At 54.3% G+C, this 17,678-nt stretch carries 20 protein-coding genes; all 20 read right to left on the bottom strand.

Annotated elements, in window-relative coordinates:
• Window positions 1–35: 35 nt before the first annotated feature.
• On the bottom strand, window positions 36–1,322 hold the full coding sequence (locus MKY58_RS06295) for a homoserine dehydrogenase (protein WP_036713037.1): 1,287 nt from the start codon (window positions 1,320–1,322) through the stop codon (window positions 36–38).
• 95 nt (window positions 1,323–1,417) lie between these two features.
• Entirely contained in the window at window positions 1,418–1,855 is a 438-nt protein-coding gene (locus MKY58_RS06290; protein WP_036713034.1) for an ACT domain-containing protein, read from the bottom strand.
• Window positions 1,856–2,124: 269 nt separating this feature from the next.
• Complete coding sequence (gene obgE / locus MKY58_RS06285; protein ID WP_212952631.1) at window positions 2,125–3,438, bottom strand: GTPase ObgE; 1,314 nt, start codon at window positions 3,436–3,438, stop codon at window positions 2,125–2,127.
• 13 nt (window positions 3,439–3,451) lie between these two features.
• On the bottom strand, window positions 3,452–4,189 hold the full coding sequence (locus tag MKY58_RS06280) for a Spo0B domain-containing protein (RefSeq protein ID WP_339323890.1): 738 nt from the start codon (window positions 4,187–4,189) through the stop codon (window positions 3,452–3,454).
• A 277-nt stretch (window positions 4,190–4,466) separates the two neighbouring features.
• The gene (gene rpmA / locus MKY58_RS06275; protein WP_036713030.1) at window positions 4,467–4,778 is read right to left on the bottom strand and encodes a 50S ribosomal protein L27; all 312 of its coding nucleotides are present in this window, start codon (window positions 4,776–4,778) and stop codon (window positions 4,467–4,469) included.
• Between the two features lie 17 nt (window positions 4,779–4,795).
• On the bottom strand, window positions 4,796–5,128 hold the full coding sequence (locus MKY58_RS06270) for a ribosomal-processing cysteine protease Prp (RefSeq protein ID WP_036713028.1): 333 nt from the start codon (window positions 5,126–5,128) through the stop codon (window positions 4,796–4,798).
• Window positions 5,129–5,142: 14 nt separating this feature from the next.
• On the bottom strand, window positions 5,143–5,454 hold the full coding sequence (gene rplU / locus MKY58_RS06265; protein WP_036713027.1) for a 50S ribosomal protein L21: 312 nt from the start codon (window positions 5,452–5,454) through the stop codon (window positions 5,143–5,145).
• Window positions 5,455–5,610: 156 nt separating this feature from the next.
• A complete protein-coding gene (locus MKY58_RS06260) occupies window positions 5,611–6,855 on the bottom strand; it encodes an Rne/Rng family ribonuclease (RefSeq protein WP_212952635.1) in 1,245 nt (414 codons plus the stop codon).
• A 127-nt stretch (window positions 6,856–6,982) separates the two neighbouring features.
• Entirely contained in the window at window positions 6,983–7,849 is an 867-nt protein-coding gene (locus tag MKY58_RS06255) for a M50 family metallopeptidase (protein ID WP_339323889.1), read from the bottom strand.
• Window positions 7,842–8,675, bottom strand: coding sequence for a M23 family metallopeptidase (locus MKY58_RS06250; protein WP_339323888.1), 834 nt, complete (start codon window positions 8,673–8,675; stop codon window positions 7,842–7,844). Before MKY58_RS06250 ends, MKY58_RS06255 begins: the two co-directional genes overlap by 8 nt.
• A gap of 188 nt (window positions 8,676–8,863) precedes the next feature.
• Window positions 8,864–9,562 (bottom strand): ABC transporter permease, encoded by a 699-nt coding sequence (locus MKY58_RS06245; RefSeq protein WP_339323887.1) that lies wholly within the window; start codon window positions 9,560–9,562, stop codon window positions 8,864–8,866.
• A 16-nt stretch (window positions 9,563–9,578) separates the two neighbouring features.
• The gene (locus tag MKY58_RS06240; RefSeq protein ID WP_339325069.1) at window positions 9,579–10,481 is read right to left on the bottom strand and encodes a glycine betaine ABC transporter substrate-binding protein; all 903 of its coding nucleotides are present in this window, start codon (window positions 10,479–10,481) and stop codon (window positions 9,579–9,581) included.
• Between the two features lie 41 nt (window positions 10,482–10,522).
• Complete coding sequence (locus MKY58_RS06235) at window positions 10,523–11,182, bottom strand: ABC transporter permease (RefSeq protein ID WP_339323886.1); 660 nt, start codon at window positions 11,180–11,182, stop codon at window positions 10,523–10,525.
• 1 nt (window position 11,183) lies between these two features.
• Window positions 11,184–12,353: a betaine/proline/choline family ABC transporter ATP-binding protein gene (locus MKY58_RS06230; protein WP_212952640.1), complete on the bottom strand. Its 1,170-nt coding sequence runs from the start codon at window positions 12,351–12,353 to the stop codon at window positions 11,184–11,186.
• A gap of 504 nt (window positions 12,354–12,857) precedes the next feature.
• On the bottom strand, window positions 12,858–13,373 hold the full coding sequence (locus tag MKY58_RS06225) for a DUF2179 domain-containing protein (protein WP_036713021.1): 516 nt from the start codon (window positions 13,371–13,373) through the stop codon (window positions 12,858–12,860).
• A gap of 257 nt (window positions 13,374–13,630) precedes the next feature.
• Window positions 13,631–14,425 (bottom strand): septum site-determining protein MinD, encoded by a 795-nt coding sequence (gene minD / locus MKY58_RS06220; protein WP_339323885.1) that lies wholly within the window; start codon window positions 14,423–14,425, stop codon window positions 13,631–13,633.
• A 5-nt stretch (window positions 14,426–14,430) separates the two neighbouring features.
• On the bottom strand, window positions 14,431–15,087 hold the full coding sequence (gene minC, locus MKY58_RS06215) for a septum site-determining protein MinC (RefSeq protein ID WP_339323884.1): 657 nt from the start codon (window positions 15,085–15,087) through the stop codon (window positions 14,431–14,433).
• A 77-nt stretch (window positions 15,088–15,164) separates the two neighbouring features.
• A complete protein-coding gene (mreD, locus tag MKY58_RS06210; protein ID WP_212952642.1) occupies window positions 15,165–15,695 on the bottom strand; it encodes a rod shape-determining protein MreD in 531 nt (176 codons plus the stop codon).
• Window positions 15,695–16,567 carry a rod shape-determining protein MreC gene (gene mreC / locus MKY58_RS06205; RefSeq protein WP_339323883.1) on the bottom strand — a complete coding sequence of 291 codons (873 nt, stop codon included), beginning with the start codon at window positions 16,565–16,567 and terminating at the stop codon, window positions 15,695–15,697. The genes mreD and mreC overlap by 1 nt, the downstream gene beginning before the upstream one ends.
• 56 nt (window positions 16,568–16,623) lie before the next feature.
• The gene (locus tag MKY58_RS06200) at window positions 16,624–17,658 is read right to left on the bottom strand and encodes a rod shape-determining protein (RefSeq protein ID WP_036713014.1); all 1,035 of its coding nucleotides are present in this window, start codon (window positions 17,656–17,658) and stop codon (window positions 16,624–16,626) included.
• Window positions 17,659–17,678 lie beyond the last annotated feature (20 nt).

The raw sequence follows: 17,678 nt of genomic DNA, 5'->3' as shown, positions 1-17,678 counted from the left end.
TCATGAAGCGCTGGTACGATTGCCGCGGAAGGTTTTTACCCTTCCACGCGGTACACGCTTTTGATCTTGCGGATGACGTCAAGTCCTTCAAAATGCTGAAGCACTTTGTCCATGCTTGCTTTGCTGGCATTGTGGGTGACGATAATGATTTCCGCTTCCGGGTTCAGTTCGTTCGGCTGCTGGACCACGGACTCCAGGCTGACGCCGAACTCCGCGAATACTTGGGTGATTTTCGCTAGCACGCCGGCTTTGTCGTCCACGTGAAGCAGAATGAAATTTTTGAATGCGATTTGCTCGTCGTTTTTCAACTTTTTCGGTTTGTACGGCACGATCGCCTTCAGGCCGTTGACGCCAAGCTTCAGGTTTTTGATCACGGCCACCAAATCCGCCACGACGGAAGTCGCCGTCGGCATTTCTCCCGCGCCGGCCCCGTAAAACATCGTCTCGCCCACGGCTTCGCCGTAAACGTACACCGCGTTGAACACGCCGCCCACGGATGCGATGGGATGCCCCTTCCGAACCATCGTCGGCTGTACGCTGATGCTTACATGATCGTCTTCCCGGTCGGCGATGCCGAGCAATTTCATTTCGTATCCCAGCCGTTTTGCGTATGCAATGTCTTCCTTCGAGACTTGGGAAATTCCGCGCACGCTGACGTCTTTCAGTTCTACGTTGGTACGGAAGCCAAGCGTTCCCAGGATGGCCATCTTGCGGGCCGCGTCCAAGCCTTCCACGTCCGAGGTCGGATCCGCTTCCGCGTACCCGAGCTTCTGCGCTTCTTCCAGCACGGCTTCGTAGGATGCCCCTTCCTGGCTCATTTTCGATAAAATAAAGTTCGTCGTTCCGTTTACGATCCCCATAATCTTCAGAATGCGGTCGGACGAAAAACCTTCGATCAGCGTCCGGATAATCGGAATGCCCCCGGCAACGCTGGCTTCGTAAAACACGTCGCACTGTTTTTCCTGGGCCTTGGCCAAAATCTCCGAGCCGTGCAGCGCCATCAGATCCTTGTTGGCCGTGACGATATGCTTGCCGCGGTCCAAAGCTTCGAGGATGTAATCCTTCGTATGATCGATGCCTCCCATGACCTCCACGACGACGTCGATTTCGGGGTCCCGGATCACCTCCCATGGATCTTCGGTCAGCTTGTTTTTGTCCACGGTAATGCTGCGGGTTTTGTCGCTGTTTTTTACGGCGATTTTTTCAATGATGATCGGGGAGCCCACCTGACTGCTCAAATCCTCTTGATGGCCCTCCACGATTCTGACGACGCCCGTCCCCACGGTGCCGAGACCCAATAAACCCACTTTAACCGGCTTCATTCCCTCTCCTCCTGTTACATGCGTGCATTTCTTTTTTACTGTTAACCTAGGTTTTTGCAAATCAAGCGACGTTCCCTTTGGGGCGAATCCGAAAATCAGCCTTGACCGATCAGGTTCGCGCGTTTAACGCCGGCGCAGTCCCGCAAGCTTTCGAGCAAATCCCCGAGCTCTTCGCTAATGCGGGAAACCTCGACGGAAATGACGACGTTGGCGATTCCCTGCAGCGGGATGCTCTGGTTGATCGTCAAGACGTTGCCGCCGAATCCCGCCACGAGGCTCAGCACCTTCGACAACATCCCGGAGCGGTGCTCCATGTCCATCGAGATCGTTACGATCCGCTCCCTTTCCAGCTGGTTGATCATGTGGATGCCGTCCTTGTATTTGTAAAATGCGCTGCGGCTCATGCCGACCTGCTCCACAGCCTCATGCACCGTCTTTGCGTCGCCGGCGGCAAGGAGCTGCTTTACCTGCATCGTTTTGACCACCGCTTCAGGCAAAATATCTTCCCGGACCAAATAATAGCGTTCTTTCACGAACGTCCTCTCCTCAAAGACTGATGTTTTCATATAGTGGACATTATAAAGAATTGCATCCAGGGGGTCAATAGATTTGCGCCTTTTTGTCCAGAAGAATACAATAATAGCGCTTACTTGGCAAGAACGATGTTATATGTACCCCGGCGCGGTAACATCCGGGTATGAAAAAAGCCGCTCAAGAGCGCGTCGCGCGCCCTTTAACGGCTTTGGTTCGAAATATGCCCCAGGCAGCCTCAGGGGCCGCCCATCGGTTGCGGAGTCCGCCTTTAATAGTAGCTGCTGCCTTCGACGAATTCGAATTCGAAATCGGCGATCCGGACGATCGTCCCTTCCACCGCTCCGCGTTTGCGCAGCTCGTCGTCGATGCCCATATGGCGCATCGTCCGGGCAAGCTTCAGAATCGCCTCATGCGAATTCATCTGCAGCCGCTTCAGCATGCGTTCGATTTTTTCGCTGTGAACGACAAAGGCTTCGTTATCCCGCGTAATCGTAAACGCGTTGTCGTCGTCTTTCCTGTTCAGCTTGTACACTTTTCTTTCGGCCGTCTCGGCGACTTCCTCGACGTGAACCTCCTGCGGGATCGCATCCAGGATATCGGCCGCCCGGTAAAGAAGCTCCTGTACCCCTTGACGGGTCAAGGAAGAGATCGGCATGATTTCAATGTCCGGTCTCAGCTTGCCCACCTGCTCGCGGAAGTTTTTCAGGTTGGCCTCCGCATCCGGCATGTCCATTTTGTTCGCGGCGACGATTTGCGGTCGTTCGGCCAGGGTCGCGTTGTACAGCTTCAACTCGTCGTTGATTTTCACCCAGTCCTCAAACGGGTCGCGTCCTTCGGATCCCGCCATGTCCACTACATGGATGATGATCCGCGTCCGTTCCACATGGCGCAAAAACTCATGCCCCAGTCCGACGCCTTGGTGAGCGCCTTCGATCAGGCCCGGCAAGTCCGCCATCACGAAGCTGCGGCCGTCGCCGACTTCCACCATCCCGAGATTCGGCGTGATCGTCGTAAAATGGTATGCGCCGATTTTCGGCTGGGCGGCGGAAACCACGGAAAGCAGCGTGGATTTGCCCACGCTCGGAAACCCGACAAGCCCTACGTCGGCCATCACCTTCAGCTCCATCACGAGGTAACGCTCCTCGCCCTCTTCTCCATGCTCGGCAAGCTCCGGAGCCGGATTGTTCGGCGTGGCGAACCGGATGTTGCCCCGTCCGCCCCGCCCGCCGCGGGCTACCACGACTTGCTGCCCATGGCGGACCATGTCGGCGAGAACTTCGCCCGTATCATCATCGATCAGCACGGTCCCCGGAGGGATTCGCACGATCAAATTTTCCGCATTGGCGCCATGCTGGCTTTTGTTCCGTCCTTTTTCCCCGCGTTTGGCCTTGAAATGCCGCTGGTAACGGAAATCCATCAACGTGCGCAAACCTTCGTCGACGCGGAAAATGACGTCCCCGCCCTTTCCGCCGTCACCGCCGGCCGGCCCGCCTTCAGGCACGTATTTCTCCCGGCGGAAAGCGATCAAACCGTCGCCCCCATCGCCGCCTTTTACGTAAACTTTCGCTTTATCTACAAACATGACTTCACCTTCCTCATGACTCACACGGCACGCGTAACAGAAACGAAGCCTGGGAGGGATGAAGCTGCTCCGCTTTCATTCGTTTGCCTTGTACCACATTATAAATTTGCTGCTTCAATAATTCCGGGTCCCCCATGGGGCCTTCCCCTTCAAAACCTACGACGATTTCCGGACCGTTCTGGCGCAGGCTCAGATACAATTTGCGGGTGTCCGCCCAAGACGCCTTCCCCCCGGCCTGGTAAGCCCGGACGGTCTCCATGATGACGGCCGCCAGATCGGCGCCGTCCCTCGGGCTCAATTTATCGAGCTGAATGTCCTGATCCACGTCGACCTCAAGCTCCAAGTCGCTGTTTTCAGTCCGGAACGACTGCAGAAAGAACACGAGAGACGGGATGCCCAGCTTCGAAATTTTGCTTTCCCGGTTCATCCGTACCTTTATTCTTTCCACACACTCCACAGCTTTATCAATTTTTCCGAGCCGGATATAACCATACAAAATCTGCAGGTCGTTCATCCAATCATGGCGATGGTGGTTCAGCGTCCTTATGGCGCTTTCTTCGAAGCCTCGAAGCAGCGTCTGACGCTCCTCCTCCTGCCTGCGGCTCATGATGACGAAACCTCCGGCCAAAGCCGCAGCCACCCACAACATCAGCACGATGCTCCAGATGAACGACTTGTCCCGCACCACGAAATACAAAGGAACGACTACAGATGCGGCGATTATAGCCAATATGCATTTCCAGGATTTCAAATGGCCTCTCCCCATTCCTGATCACCGATCATCCTTACATCAATTACCAGTATACCACAGCAATCCTCGGTTGTTCATCCACCCGTTCAAAACTTAAACGACCCGACCCGTAAATCCGGAAGGCGTTCCACGCAAATCCGGCCGGCCTTCGCTCCGATGCCGCCGCCTGCCCTTGGCGGAATCGTATAAGGCATAAATCCCAACTGTTAAAAAAAAGCCCTCGGCAAGCACTGCCGAAGGCTCTTCTTGTGTATCAACCCGTGATCCGCGAAGACACTTACGCTTCCACTGCTGCCGCTACCGGAGCAGCATCAACAGGGTAGACGCTCACTTTTTTGCGGTCGCGGCCCCAACGTTCGAATTTCACGACGCCGTCCACTTTTGCAAACAAAGTATCGTCTTTACCGATGCCCACGTTCGTACCAGGATGAATTTTCGTTCCGCGTTGGCGAACCAAGATGCTTCCGCCGGTAACGGTTTGTCCGTCAGCACGCTTTACGCCAAGGCGTTTCGCTTCACTGTCACGTCCGTTTTTCGTGGAACCCACACCTTTTTTCGATGCGAACAATTGAAGATTCAACTTTAACATGTTGTCTACCTCCTTCTTTAATTAGTCACTTCTTTTATTTGAATATACTTCCCGTATGATTCTGCGATCGAATTCAGCATGACGACCATGGACTCGAGCAGCAGCTGCGACCTCGGATCCGTGCCTTGCTCTCCGTCAACCGGAAAATAAGCGCTCAGAAACCCGTCCTTCATTCTGCTGTCCATCACGGTTCCGGTCAGTTCCTCAAGCGAGTTCACGGTTCCGACGGTGACCGCCGATACGCCGGCGCACACGATATCCTCTCCGTGTTTCGCAAAGTTCGCATGACCCTTCACCTCGAAGCCATGGATGCTTCCATCCTTACGTCGTAGTATGCGCACTTGTATCAAAGGAGCGCACCTTCTTACGCTTGGATTTTTTCGATGGTTACTTTAGTGTAAGGTTGACGATGGCCTTGTTTCTTGTGGTAGTTCTTCTTAGGTTTGTATTTGTATACAACAACCTTTTGACCTTTGCCATGTCTCTCCACTTTTGCGGTTACGGATGCGCCGGATACGACTGGCGTACCAGCTACCAAACCGTTGTCACCGGATACAGCCAGAACACGGTCGAAAGTCACGCTTTCGCCGTCGCCTGCATTCAGCTTTTCGATGTACAATACGTCGCCCTCTTGAACTTTGTATTGTTTGCCGCCAGTTTCGATAATTGCGTACATTGCTTGCACCTCCTCATGTCTCAGACTCGCCTGATCCAGGTGGCCTCCCGAAGGCTGCGCTTGTTGACCCGACCGGAGCGGTTACAGCATGTGACAAGCATTTAAGAGAAACACTGGACACATACTCATAGATATTAACATAACAACGGAACCAAGTCAATGGATGCCTAGAAGGCTGATCCGCCCCGTGCCGTCGCAGTGGTCGCAAGGCTTCGCCTGAAGCATCGCCGTGTCGTCCCTGACCTTCTTGCGCGTCAATTCAAGCAGGCCGAGCTTGGTCCAGCCGACCACGTGGCTTTTCGTGCGGTCCTTGCTCATGCCGGCTTCAAGCCTGTCCACGACCTCTTGCCGGTGTTTTTCCTGCTCCATGTCGATAAAGTCGACGATGATGATGCCGCCGGCGTCGCGGAGCCGGATCAGCCTGGCAATCTCCTCGGCGGCCTGCAGGTTGATCCTCGTCACCGTATCCTCAAGGCTTTCCCCGCCGGTATATTTGCCCGTATTCACGTCGACGACGGTGAGCGCCTCCGTCTGATCCCATATGATCGAACCGCCGCTTTCCAAAATGACTTTGCGCGAGAAATCCCGCTCGATCTGTTCCTGGATGCCAAACGCTTTAAAAATATGCTCCTGTCCCTGGTACACGTTCACGGGCAAATGGCTGCCGTGGGCGATTTCCTCCAGGAACGCCTCCGCTTCCTTCGCTTCCTTGGCGTTGTCGATCTGAAGCTGGTCATGTTGCGGGTCAAACACGTCCCGGATAAACCGCTGGACGATGCTCAAATCGCGGTGCAAAAGCGCGGGCGCTGCAGCAGCCTCGGCGCGCTTCTGAATGGCGGCCCACTGCTCGCGCAGCAGGGCAAGATCGCCGAAGATCGCATCCGGATGTTCTTCCTCCGATACCGTCCGCATGATAACGCCTTCGCCCTTCTGCCGGATCTCTTCCCCCAGCATTTTAAGGCGGCTGCGCTCCTGGTCCTTGCTTACCTTTTTCGAAACGGCAACATAGTCCGCATTGGGCATAAAAACAACCCACCGGCCCGGAAGCGAATAATGCGTGGTCACGCGGGGCCCTTTGCTGCCAAGCGGCTCCTTCATCACCTGGACGACGATTTCCTGACCTACCCGCAGCAGCGTCTCGATCGGCGGTTTCTCCTTCGGCTGCTTTTCCAGATTCGGATGCAGCACGTCATCGACATACAAAAACGCGTTTTTTTTATGCCCGATATCCACAAACGCCGCCTGCATGCCTGGAAGCACATTGACGACGCGTCCTTTATAAAAGCTGCCCACCAGTCCGTGGTTTTGGCTGCGTTCGGCCGCAAACTCCACCAGCTTGCCTTCCTCCAAGAGGGCCATCTGCGTCAGTTTCGGTTCACAATGAACAATCATTTGTTTCATGGCTTCACCCCTGCCAGAAGACATTTACATCCCATATTACCATGAAATCTCCTTTTTAGCTCCAAAGCTCTATTTCGGGATTGCCCCCATTTTAGTCTCGCCGCATGTTTCCAGCAGCCCGACCGGTTCACCTCGGCAGCGTTGGGCGCTCCGTGGCAAAATAAGCCGAAATCAGGCGCTGTTCGGGAAGCATGGCGATCACGCCCCCTTGTTTGTTCATGACATAAACGACATGGTACTTCCCTCTTTTAAATAGACGCAAAATGCTGTCCAAATGTTTCGCCTGATCGGCAATGATCGGCTGGGCAAACCCGCCTTTCCGGGCGGCCGCGTCGTACCCCCTCTCCCGGTTCATGAGAAATCGCGTAAAACGGAAGGGGATATGGCGGTAATCCACCCAATTGGAATAGAGAAGAAATATGCCGATCATCAACAGATTAAGCTGGACCTTCGCTTCGCCCTGCAAAAGCGGAAAAACCGAGACCAGCACAACGGCTGCGCTGCCCGCAAGGCTGATTCGGGAGGACCAGAGCAGCGTTTGGTGATAAGGAAACAGCAGGCTGGCCGCGGCATGCAGGATTTTCCCCCCGTCCAGCGGAAGGATCGGCAGCAGGTTGAAGCCGGCGATCATGGCGTTGCCGTAAACGACATAAGACAAAAAGGCGCCGTTTCCCCAGCCGGCCTCGCGCAGCAGGAGCGCGCCGCCGATTATCGCCGCGTTCATCGCCGGTCCGGCGAGGGCGATGCCGATCTCCTTCCAGGCCGTCAGCTGGCCATGGTCCTCGATTTCGACCACCCCGCCGAACGGAAGCATCTGAACCGAGCGGATGCGGACGCCGCTCAGCAGCGCGGCGGCAAGATGGCCCAGCTCATGGATGAACACGATCGCAAATAAGACGATCAGCTCGAGAAAGTGCCCCGTCATGACGGAAAACAGCATCAGAATGACAAAAAAAGGATGCAGCGACAACGTGATGCCCCGGATGTTAATCAATGGGAATCACGTCCGCCGGGTCCACGTAGTCGCCATCCTCCTTCATGGACAAAAACAAGGTCGGCGTCTCCCCTTCCGCTGCGGCCTGCAATTGGCCGATCACGTCCCCGCCTTCGACCCAGTCGTTTTTTTGCAAACGCGTTTTGGCCAAATGCCCATAGGATACCACCAGCTTGCCGGTATGCTGGATCGTCACGGTGATGCCGGATTCGGCGCTGCCGGAGATGTCGATGACGCGGCCCGTCTCCACGCTTTTGACGTCAAGCGGCAAGCCGGTTCCGTTTTTCGGGGCAATCTCCACGCCCTTCAAGTTCACGGCGAACGATTGGACGATATCGCCTTCCATCGGCGGATACAGCGACTTGGAAGCATTGACTTTGAGCGGCGATGTCTGGTTTTGCTTGAAAATCGGGATAAACGCCGGCGCTTCGCCGAAGTGGGATTCGTACCAGGCTTCGACCGCCTGGAAGTCCATCTCGCGGTTCAGCGACTGCATGACGTAGTCCTGGATTTTCATGCTCCAAGGCTGAGGATATTTGAAAAGGCCCCAGATCAGGCCAAACATAATCACGCTGAAAAATACGCGCCACATAAAACCGGATACGAAACGGGATTTATGGTAAGACGGGCCGCCGCCTTTGGCATGCTCTTTTTTCCAGACCTTCTCGGGATCGGGCTCCGGCGCAAGCGGCTCCGGCAGCCGGCCTTTGTTCCATAACGGTTGTTCCTGAACGGGCTGCGGCGACGGGGGGGCCGGTTCCTCGCGAAGCAGAAGATCCCGGATGCGCTCTTCCCTGCGCTGTTTGATGGAAGATTTGATGTCCATGGTTTGCGTTCCCCTTTCGAGGCTTGTTTTTATTCTATTTTATGAGGGGATGTCCCGAATTTAGAACAAGCCTGAAAGCGCGCCGGAAGGGTGCTCCAGTCCTGGGTTCGGCGGCCGGGATCCAGCGAAAAAGGAACCCCCTCGACGCGAAGGGATTCCTTCTGAAGACTCGGCTGGCTCTAAAGCCGTCACCCGATGTTCTGCGCTTTGGCGGGTGCCGGCGCCGCCGCCGATTTTCGTTTCGCCAAATCCATTTTGCGCTGCAGATAGCCGAGCACGAGGTCGGCCACGATGGCCAGCACGGCGGCGGGAATGGCGCCCGCAAAAATGCGCAGCGAGTTGTTGCTGTTCAGGCCGGCGTAAATTTCCCGCCCAAGGCCGCCGCCGCCGACAAGCGGAGCGATCGTGACGACGCCGATGGCGATGACGGCAGCGATCCGCAGACCCGACATGATATACGTCAGCGACAACGGAAACCGGACTTTGAGAAGCAGCTGCAGCGGACTCATGCCGATGCCTCTTCCCGATTCGAGATAACTTGCGGGGACCTGCTTCAGCCCGACGTACGTGTTGCGCGCGATCGGGTTGAGCGAATACAGGAAAAGCCCCACCATCACCGTCTTCATCCCAAGTCCCAGCCAAAGCATCAGCACGACGAGCATGGCCAGGCTCGGAACCACCTGCAGAATGTTTGTGATGAACAAGACGATTTTGGCCGCCCAGCGGCTTCTCGAACAAAGGATGCCGAGCGGCACGCCGACGATGACCGCCAGTCCCAGGCCGATGACGACCATAAGGATGTGCTGGATGAAATATTCCCACAGCAAACCGCTGTTGCGGGACACGTAGGACAGAAAATCCATGAAAGTCAAATGTTTGTTTTCCATTGCTTCTTCCCCTCCTTTAGCTTTTCAGTAGTCCCTGCTGCTTCAAATACGCGATGGCAACCTCCCGCTCGCTTTTTTTCTCGATGTCCACCTGGTAATTCAGCGAGATCATCGTATCCGCGTCCAGATGGCCGATGAGCGGCGAGATCGCGTCTTCGATTTCGGGATGTTTTTTCAACAGGTCCGTACGCAGCACGGGGCTCGCGTCATAAGGAGGGAAAAACTGCTTGTCGTCCTTCAGCGTCTTCAAGTTGTACGCCTTTAACCTCGAATCCGTGGAATAAGCCAGCACGATGTCGACCTGCTTGCCCGCGACCGCGCTGTACACCAGGCTGATCTCCATCGGGAACACCTGGCCGAACTTGATGCCGTACGCTTTGGAGAACGCGGGATAACCGTCGGTGCTCCGTTCCAGCCAGGTCGTGTCGACGCCGAGCTTCATGCTCGCCATATCCCTTTTGACGTCGGAAATGTTCGCGTAACCTTTGGATTCGGCCAGATCCTTGCGCACCGTAAAAGCATACGTATTTTCAAAGCCGAGCGGGTTCATCCAGGTCAGGTTGTAGTATTTTTGGAAGCCTTCCTGGGCCTCCTTCAGAACCTGGGCGCGTTCCTTCGAACCGCTGATCGGAAAATGGTTATTAAAAATTTCTCCGGAATAGAGCGTTCCCATTTGCACGTCGTTTCTGGTGATCGCGTTTAACACCAGCGGACTGGACGCCAGGTCGGGAATAATGTCCACTTTCAAGTTCGTACGGTCCTCAATCAGCGCCTTGTACATTTCCGCCAATATTTTCGTTTCGGTAAACGTCTGCGCCCCGATCGTCACGTCGGCCTGAATCCCGCATGAAGACAGCAGGCCGGCCAATATGCACGACAAAACCAGCAGCGTTGTTTTTTTCATCCGTTTCAGTCTCATCACGCCCCCCTTGTTCCGGCTCGGATCTTTGCTCCGGCGCATCATATCGCAGACTCCCTTGTCTGGCGGTAATGCCTGCCGAGCCAGCCCTCCAACAGGCCAAGCAGCGCGTCGGCGACCAAGGCCAAAAGGATCGCGCCGATTCCGCCGATAAAGATCATCTCGGGTTTGTTGACGCCAAGGCCGGATACGATCAGTTGTCCCAAACCGCCGGCGCCGATCAGGGAGGCAAGCGTCGCCCAGCTGATGATGTAGACCGTCGTGATCCGGATGCCCGACATGATATAGGGAAGCGACAACGGAAGCTGAATTCTCATGATGGTTTGCGCGGTGCTGTACCCCATCCCTTTGGCGGAATTCAGCACGCCTTTATCGACCGAATGAAAACCGTCGTACGTGTTCCGCAGGATCGGCATCAACGAATACAGAAGCAGCGCCAGTATGGCAGGTTTCATCCCGATCCCAAGCAGCGGGATCAAAATCGCCAGCAGCGCCAGGCTCGGCACCGTCTGGAACAGGTTGGCGACGAAAAACACGATGCTGTTGATCCAGCCGACCCGGCTGTATACGAGGATAATCCCGAGCGGTACCGCAATGATCGTCCCCAGGATGACCGCCGAAAACGAAATGGCCAGATGCTCCTGCAGCGCCTTTAAAATGTCGGGATACCGCTCCGTGATAAAACTCCAAAACGCGTTCATATCACTCACCCTCTCCGCCGGCGGCAGAGCGGTCGACCCCTGGGTAAACCTCGGCCAAATGTTTGACGACGCTGCCCCTCGTAATCAATCCGAGAAAACGGTTGCTGCTGTCCACGACGGGAAGATTGCTGAGCTGATGGCTGTCCATCAGTTCCACCGCCTGAGCAAGCGTGCTTCCGGACGCGACCGAATAACGGACCGGCTGCATGACGTCGGCCACCGTTTTGCCTTCTTCGCCGTATTGGTCGAGCACCCGGTAAATGGACACCGCCCCTTGGAGCTGTTTGTTCCGGTCGACGATGAGCAGGGAATCGACCCGCTTCATCTCCATCACTTTGATGGCCTCGGCCAGCCCCCGGCTCGGGAATACGGTTACCGGGTTCGTGATCATCACTTCGTCGACGAGCGGGATTTGATAAGTGCTTTCGCTTCCGCCTTCGTCTTGAAGACGTTTTTGCCCGATAAAATTCCGCACGAAGTCGTTGGCCGGATGGCGCAAAATCGCGTCCGGCTTGCCGGTCTGTACCACCTCGCCCGCTTTCATCAGCACGATGGTATCGGCGATCTTGATCGCTTCGTCCATGTCATGGGTCACGAAAATGATCGTTTTATGAAGCTCCTGCTGAAGCCGGATCAGCTCGTCCTGCAGCTGCTCGCGGCTGATCGGGTCCAATGCGGAAAACGGTTCGTCCATCAAAATGATGTCCGGATCCGCCGCCAAGGCACGTACGACGCCGACCCGCTGCTGCTGACCGCCGCTAAGCTCCGACGGATAACGCGAACCGTAGATCGTATGGTCGAGGCCGACCATGTCCAGCAGTTCGTTTACCGTGCGTTCGATTTTATCTTTGTCCCATTTTTTCAAGCGGGGTACCACGCCCACGTTTCTGGAAATGTTCATATGGGGAAACAAACCGACGCTTTGAATGACATAACCGATATTGCGCCGCAGTTCCACCGGATTCATTCCCGAGATGTCCTTGCCGTCGATCAGCACCCTGCCCGAGGAAGGCGTGTTCAACGCGTTGATCAGCTTCATCGTCGTCGATTTGCCGCAGCCGCTCGGTCCGATCAGAACGGTAATCTCTCCTTTTTTGAATTCCAGGTTAATGTCTTTCAATGCGTGAAAGCCATTATCGTAAACCTTGTTCACATGATCCAGTACTATCATTCAATCGCCCCTTTGCAAGCATTATCCATATTATGCGGAGCATTCGGCATATCATCCGTCGGGGGACGCAAAAAACGGTCAGGAAGGCTGGATTCGGCTTCCCAGTTTGCAAAACTCCCCGAAAACCAAAGGAGGCATAGGAAGCCAAGAGACAAAACCAAAACGAAACAGAGGTCAAGCGCATGTATGGATGGGGTGGAAAACAAAGAGGAAACCGTGAGGTCATTATCTTTATGAACAAACCTAAAAATCTTCGTTACGGCATTCGAAATGCATACCTTAACATTCCACCTGTGACTCGGCTATGTAAATGTCGCTCGAAAACGAAAAGCATGCGCCAATAGGCGCAGCTTTCCGGCCTTCCACGAGATCTGGTGCTTCTCCCCCGACCCGAACGGATAATGAATTCACCGTACATTCCTACGAAAAAAGGAAGGCGCATCCGCAGTCTTATGTTTCATTCATTACCCTATTCGGTCCAAAGTGAAACATGTTTTCGCCGTTTTATTTTTTAGTGCCGCGGGTCCAAAATCCTCCATGAAGCATCACCGGTTCGGTCACGACGATAAAGGCTTTCGGGTCGAGCTCCAGAATGGAATTGTACAATTTCTTCTGATTTTTCCGCTTGGCCAGCACTTCGAATACGAGCCGGTGTCCGTCGCGGCCGCTTCCGATCCACGAAGTCACCCCGTACCCGTTGTCCCGCAGCGCGTTGGCCATGTTGCTTTGCGGATCGTTGACGATGACTTTCATCGTGATGTATCCGAGCGCGATCCGTCCCTCGATCCAGGAACCGACAAGCACGCCCAGCCCGTAGCCGACGGCATAAACGATGAGGCTGAGCGGCTGGTTGACGTATTTCAGGACGATGCTGAGACCCAGCACGTAAATGGTAATTTCAAACATGCTGAGCACCGCCGCCAAATATTTTTGCCCTTTCAGCGTCAAGATCATGCGCAGCGTAAAAAACGAGACGTACACGATTTGAATGATAAAAATGGCTGCCAATATGCCAAGCATGGCGGATCACTCCTTTCACAAACCTGATGACCGGGAGGCCGCTATCCCGGAAGGTTCTCCTATTCCAGTAACTTAACCTCTTTCGGAGCCCGGTTATACCTCTTTTTCATTTTTTGTCCCGAAAAAAAGCGGCGCCATCTTCCGCTGAAGTAAAAAAAGACCGGGAAACAGGCATTTGCGCCTTACTCCGGTCCATATCCGTTGAAATACAAAAAACTCTCCCGTTATATAACGAGAGAGTTGGAGCATGGCAACATTCAGCCTATGCCGAAAATCTTTTTGAATTTCGAAAACATGCCTTTTTTCTGATCCAAATGCATCAGCGGCACCGTATCCCCCAAAATGCGGCGGGCGATGTTGCGGTAGGCGATCGCTGCCCGGGAATCGGGATTCATCACCGTCGGCTCGCCGCTGTTCGCCGCTTTGATGACATGCTCGTCATCGGGCACGATCCCGATCAGATCGATGTTCAGCACCTGGATGACGTCCTCGATATCGAGCATATCCCCCGATTTCACGAGATTCGGGCGGATGCGGTTGACGATCAACTTCGGAGAACCGATCTCGGAGCTCTCGAGGAGACCGATCACCCGGTCCGCGTCGCGGACGGCGGCGTTCTCCGGCGTCGTGACGACGATCGCTTTGTCCGCGCCGGCAATGGCGTTTTTGAATCCTTGCTCGATTCCTGCCGGACAGTCGATGATGACGTATTCATACTCTTTTTTCAGCTCTAAAACAATGTCTTTGACCTGTTCCGGTGACACGGCGTTTTTGTCCTTCGTCTGGGCGGCCGGCAGCATATACAGCTCATCGAAACGTTTGTCTTTTACAAGCGCTTGATTCAAACGGCAGCGCCCTTCCGCCACGTCGACCAAATCGTAAATGATCCGGTTTTCCAGGCCCATGACCACGTCCAAATTGCGGAGGCCGATGTCCGTGTCCACCAGACATACCTTTTTGCCGAGCAGTGCAAGCGCAGTCCCGATGTTGGCCGAAGTGGTGGTTTTTCCGACACCGCCTTTACCGGAAGTAACGACAATAGCCTCTCCCATATGTGCTACACCCCTTTAAACACGTTAAAATCAGGCCGCAAGCGTACAATGTTGCTGATTTTGTCGATTTGCATGGCGCCGTTTTGCAAAAAAGCGAATTCCATACTGGTTTCGCGCGTCTCCCATTCATCGGGAGGACGGCTGATTTGTTCCGCGATCCGAAGCTGCGTCGGGGCAAAATGGGATGCGGCGATAATCGAATCCTCGTTGCCGTCGATCCCGGCATGCGCCATGCCGCGCAAGGCCCCCAATATGTAAATATCCCCCGTGCACAAGATGCTGCCTCCGGGGTTCACGTCCCCCAAAAAAAGCAGGTCCCCGTCATGGCGAAGCACTTGGCCGGACCTTACCATGCCGGACACGATTTTGTAAGGCGGAACTTGCGCCTGCTCCGGTTCCGGAAATTCGACCGAGCGGATAAGCAGGTTCCCCTTTTGTTTCAAAATGTCGAGCATGCGCTGCTTCTGTTCTTCCGTAATCCGCCTTGATCCTAATTTTACGTCCACATGGATGATCGGACCGGTTAAAATATTTTGATGGCTGTGCTCCAGCTTATAGCGGAGTTCGCCAAGCAGTTCCTCATATTCGCATTCATCGTCAAGCAGGAATACCAGGCCATCTTTGATGCCCTTAATCGTGACATGATTCGATTTGACTGCCATGCCTGTCCCCCCTATCTCATTACATTTCGCCTTCGAGAGGCAAAGTTCCTGCCGGAAAAGAAAAATGGCGGCGAGACTTATGCCGCCTTTTCTTTTGTCTCCCGCCTAGCAATTTTTTCAAGCTGCTTGCGCAAAGGAACGTAAATGATAAGCCCGAACACGAAATGAAGCACGAGGTCGGGGAGAATGTGATGCAGCAAATTCCAGTCGTAGGTCAACTGCGTCAGCGAAAACAGCCGGTAGATGGCGTACAGCATGCTGTCGAACAGCAGGCTGCCCAGAATGACGACCGTCATCATGACGGGCATCGGGGCGCGCCGTACGCGGAAAATAAAGCCCATAATATAAGTGGAAAAACCCATCACCAAAGAATAAGTGCCGATCATATCGCCGTAAAAAACGACGTCATGGAGCATGCCGAATATGATGCCGAGAACCAAAGCCGTATGACGGTTATGATAAATCGAAACAAACAGCAACACGATAAATACCAGATTCGGCGAAAGGATATTTTGCCAGGAACCCGGCAGGATCCACGGGATCAGAGTACCTTCCAGGATAAACAACAGAAACAGCAGGAGCAGCAGAACTTGCTTGCGCACATTCATTACTTCGGTGCCTCCGGCGTAAAGACGACGAACAGCTGCTTCCAATCCTGGAATTCGGCCGCTGGCTTAATCGTTGCCGTTTTGGTTTTGCCGAACTTGCTTTCCTGCACGCTTAACACTTCTCCGATGATCAATCCCCGCGGATATTTGTCGGTGTCTCCCAACGATACGATCTGATCGCCCTTTTTAATCGGATCATCCTGTTTGATCTGGGTCATGAGCAGCGTCTTCGTCGTCTCGTCATAGCTTTCCACGACACCGAAGGTTTTGTGGTTATTCATTGACGTAACGGCTATCCCGTTCGAATTCGGATCTTTGGCGTCCATGGCCGTAATCAGCTTCACGGTCGACGTAAAGTTGCTGACCTGACTAATGACGCCGACCATGCCATCGATGGAAATGACCGACTGCCCTACTTTGACGCCGTCCCTTTCGCCAAGGTCAAGCACAAGTGTACGATTTACCGTATCGGAATTAACGCTGATTACCTGCGCGATATGATACGAATAATTGTATTTATTCTTCTGCGCTTCTGTAAAATGCAGATCTTTTTCCAACTGCATAATACGATCTTCCATTAAGTTAAATTTCGCTTTTTCCCGCGTATACTGGGCCAGCGCAATTTTCAATCGTTGATTTTCCTCGTACATCTCTCGCATATTGCCGATATCTTTAAACAAGCCCGCTACGTATCCAGCGGGCTTATAAATGATGTTTTGGACAAAGCCGACAGTATCCCTCAAAAACTTCTCGGGCCAGGACAACGTTGCCCTTGGTCCGAGCGTGAAACCCATCAGTGCGATAAACATAACAAGGGCGATTAAAATGACAAATAAGCGTTTGTTTCCAAGCAGCTTAAACAGTTTCAACACCCTCTTACTCTACTGATTTCTCTCCCAATATCAGGGGTTGACCCACAAGTTCCGGCTTAGCGCTTCGAACGCACGGCCGAGCTGCTGCGGGATTTGAACAAATGAATGTTTTCAAGCGCTTTGCCCGTGCCGATGGCGACGCAGTCAAGCGGATTTTCGGCGACGATGACAGGCATACCGGTTTCTTCCGCAAGCAGCTTGTCCAGGTTGCGCAGCAGCGCTCCGCCTCCCGTAAGCACGATGCCGCGGTCCATAATGTCCGCTGCCAGCTCCGGCGGGCATTTCTCCAAAGTCACCTTCACGGCTTCCACGATCGCGTTGACCGTATCGGAGAGAGCTTCACTGATTTCGTCGGACGTAATCGTGATCGTCTTCGGCAAGCCGGTCACCAGGTCGCGGCCGCGGATTTCGCTCGTCTCTACCTGCTCCAGAGGCAGGGCGGAGCCGATTTCCATTTTAAGCTGCTCGGACGTTCTTTCGCCGATCATCAAATTGTACTGGCGTTTAATGTACTGGATGATCGATTCATCCATTTCGTCGCCGGCCACGCGCACGGAACGGCTCGTCACGATGCCGCCGAGCGAGATGACAGCCACTTCGGTCGTGCCGCCGCCGATATCGACGACCATGCTGCCGGTCGGTTCCCAGACCGGAAGATCGGCGCCGATCGCCGCCGCAAACGGTTCTTCAATCGTGTAGGCCTCGCGGGCTCCGGCCTGCTTCGTCGCATCTTCGACCGCGCGCTGTTCGACGGCCGTAATGCCGGACGGCACGCAAACCATCACGTTCGGATGGCGCTGGAACATCGAGCGCTGTTTTTGAGCTTGACGGATGAAATATTTAATCATGGTCGCCGTCGTGTCGAAATCGGCGATGACGCCGTCTTTCATCGGACGGATGGCACGGATGTTGCCCGGCGTGCGCCCGATCATTTTTTTCGCGGACTCGCCGACCGCTTCGATGCTTTTCGTATCCGTACGGATTGCAACAACCGACGGTTCCCTTACAACAATACCTTTTCCACGGACATAGACAAGCGTATTCGCCGTCCCCAAATCAATTCCCAAATCTTTCGTGAAGCTCCCTAACATGCTGTAATCTCCCTTTCTTC

It is taken from the genome of Paenibacillus sp. FSL W8-0194 (genome assembly GCF_037969745.1).
Lineage (GTDB): Bacteria > Bacillota > Bacilli > Paenibacillales > Paenibacillaceae > Paenibacillus_AQ > Paenibacillus_AQ cookii.
This window is presented reverse-complemented; position numbering and strand designations above follow the sequence as displayed.

What these genes read in the sequence shown, in the direction of transcription:
- minD (WP_339323885.1), bottom strand. Translation starts at nt 14,425, where the DNA reads ATGGGAGAGGCTATTGTCGTTACTTCCGGTAAAGGCGGTGTCGGAAAA.
- MKY58_RS06230 (WP_212952640.1), bottom strand. Translation starts at nt 12,353, where the DNA reads ATGATAGTACTGGATCATGTGAACAAGGTTTACGATAATGGCTTTCAC.
- MKY58_RS06250 (WP_339323888.1), bottom strand. Translation starts at nt 8,675, where the DNA reads ATGGACATCAAATCTTCCATCAAACAGCGCAGGGAAGAGCGCATCCGG.
- mreD (WP_212952642.1), bottom strand. Translation starts at nt 15,695, where the DNA reads ATGAATGTGCGCAAGCAAGTTCTGCTGCTCCTGCTGTTTCTGTTGTTT.
- MKY58_RS06225 (WP_036713021.1), bottom strand. Translation starts at nt 13,373, where the DNA reads ATGCTTGGCATATTGGCAGCCATTTTTATCATTCAAATCGTGTACGTC.
- minC (WP_339323884.1), bottom strand. Translation starts at nt 15,087, where the DNA reads ATGGCAGTCAAATCGAATCATGTCACGATTAAGGGCATCAAAGATGGC.
- MKY58_RS06260 (WP_212952635.1), bottom strand. Translation starts at nt 6,855, where the DNA reads ATGAAACAAATGATTGTTCATTGTGAACCGAAACTGACGCAGATGGCC.
- rpmA (WP_036713030.1), bottom strand. Translation starts at nt 4,778, where the DNA reads ATGTTAAAGTTGAATCTTCAATTGTTCGCATCGAAAAAAGGTGTGGGT.
- MKY58_RS06240 (WP_339325069.1), bottom strand. Translation starts at nt 10,481, where the DNA reads ATGAGACTGAAACGGATGAAAAAAACAACGCTGCTGGTTTTGTCGTGC.
- MKY58_RS06235 (WP_339323886.1), bottom strand. Translation starts at nt 11,182, where the DNA reads ATGAACGCGTTTTGGAGTTTTATCACGGAGCGGTATCCCGACATTTTA.
- obgE (WP_212952631.1), bottom strand. Translation starts at nt 3,438, where the DNA reads ATGTTTGTAGATAAAGCGAAAGTTTACGTAAAAGGCGGCGATGGGGGC.
- MKY58_RS06200 (WP_036713014.1), bottom strand. Translation starts at nt 17,658, where the DNA reads ATGTTAGGGAGCTTCACGAAAGATTTGGGAATTGATTTGGGGACGGCG.
- MKY58_RS06295 (WP_036713037.1), bottom strand. Translation starts at nt 1,322, where the DNA reads ATGAAGCCGGTTAAAGTGGGTTTATTGGGTCTCGGCACCGTGGGGACG.
- MKY58_RS06245 (WP_339323887.1), bottom strand. Translation starts at nt 9,562, where the DNA reads ATGGAAAACAAACATTTGACTTTCATGGATTTTCTGTCCTACGTGTCC.
- rplU (WP_036713027.1), bottom strand. Translation starts at nt 5,454, where the DNA reads ATGTACGCAATTATCGAAACTGGCGGCAAACAATACAAAGTTCAAGAG.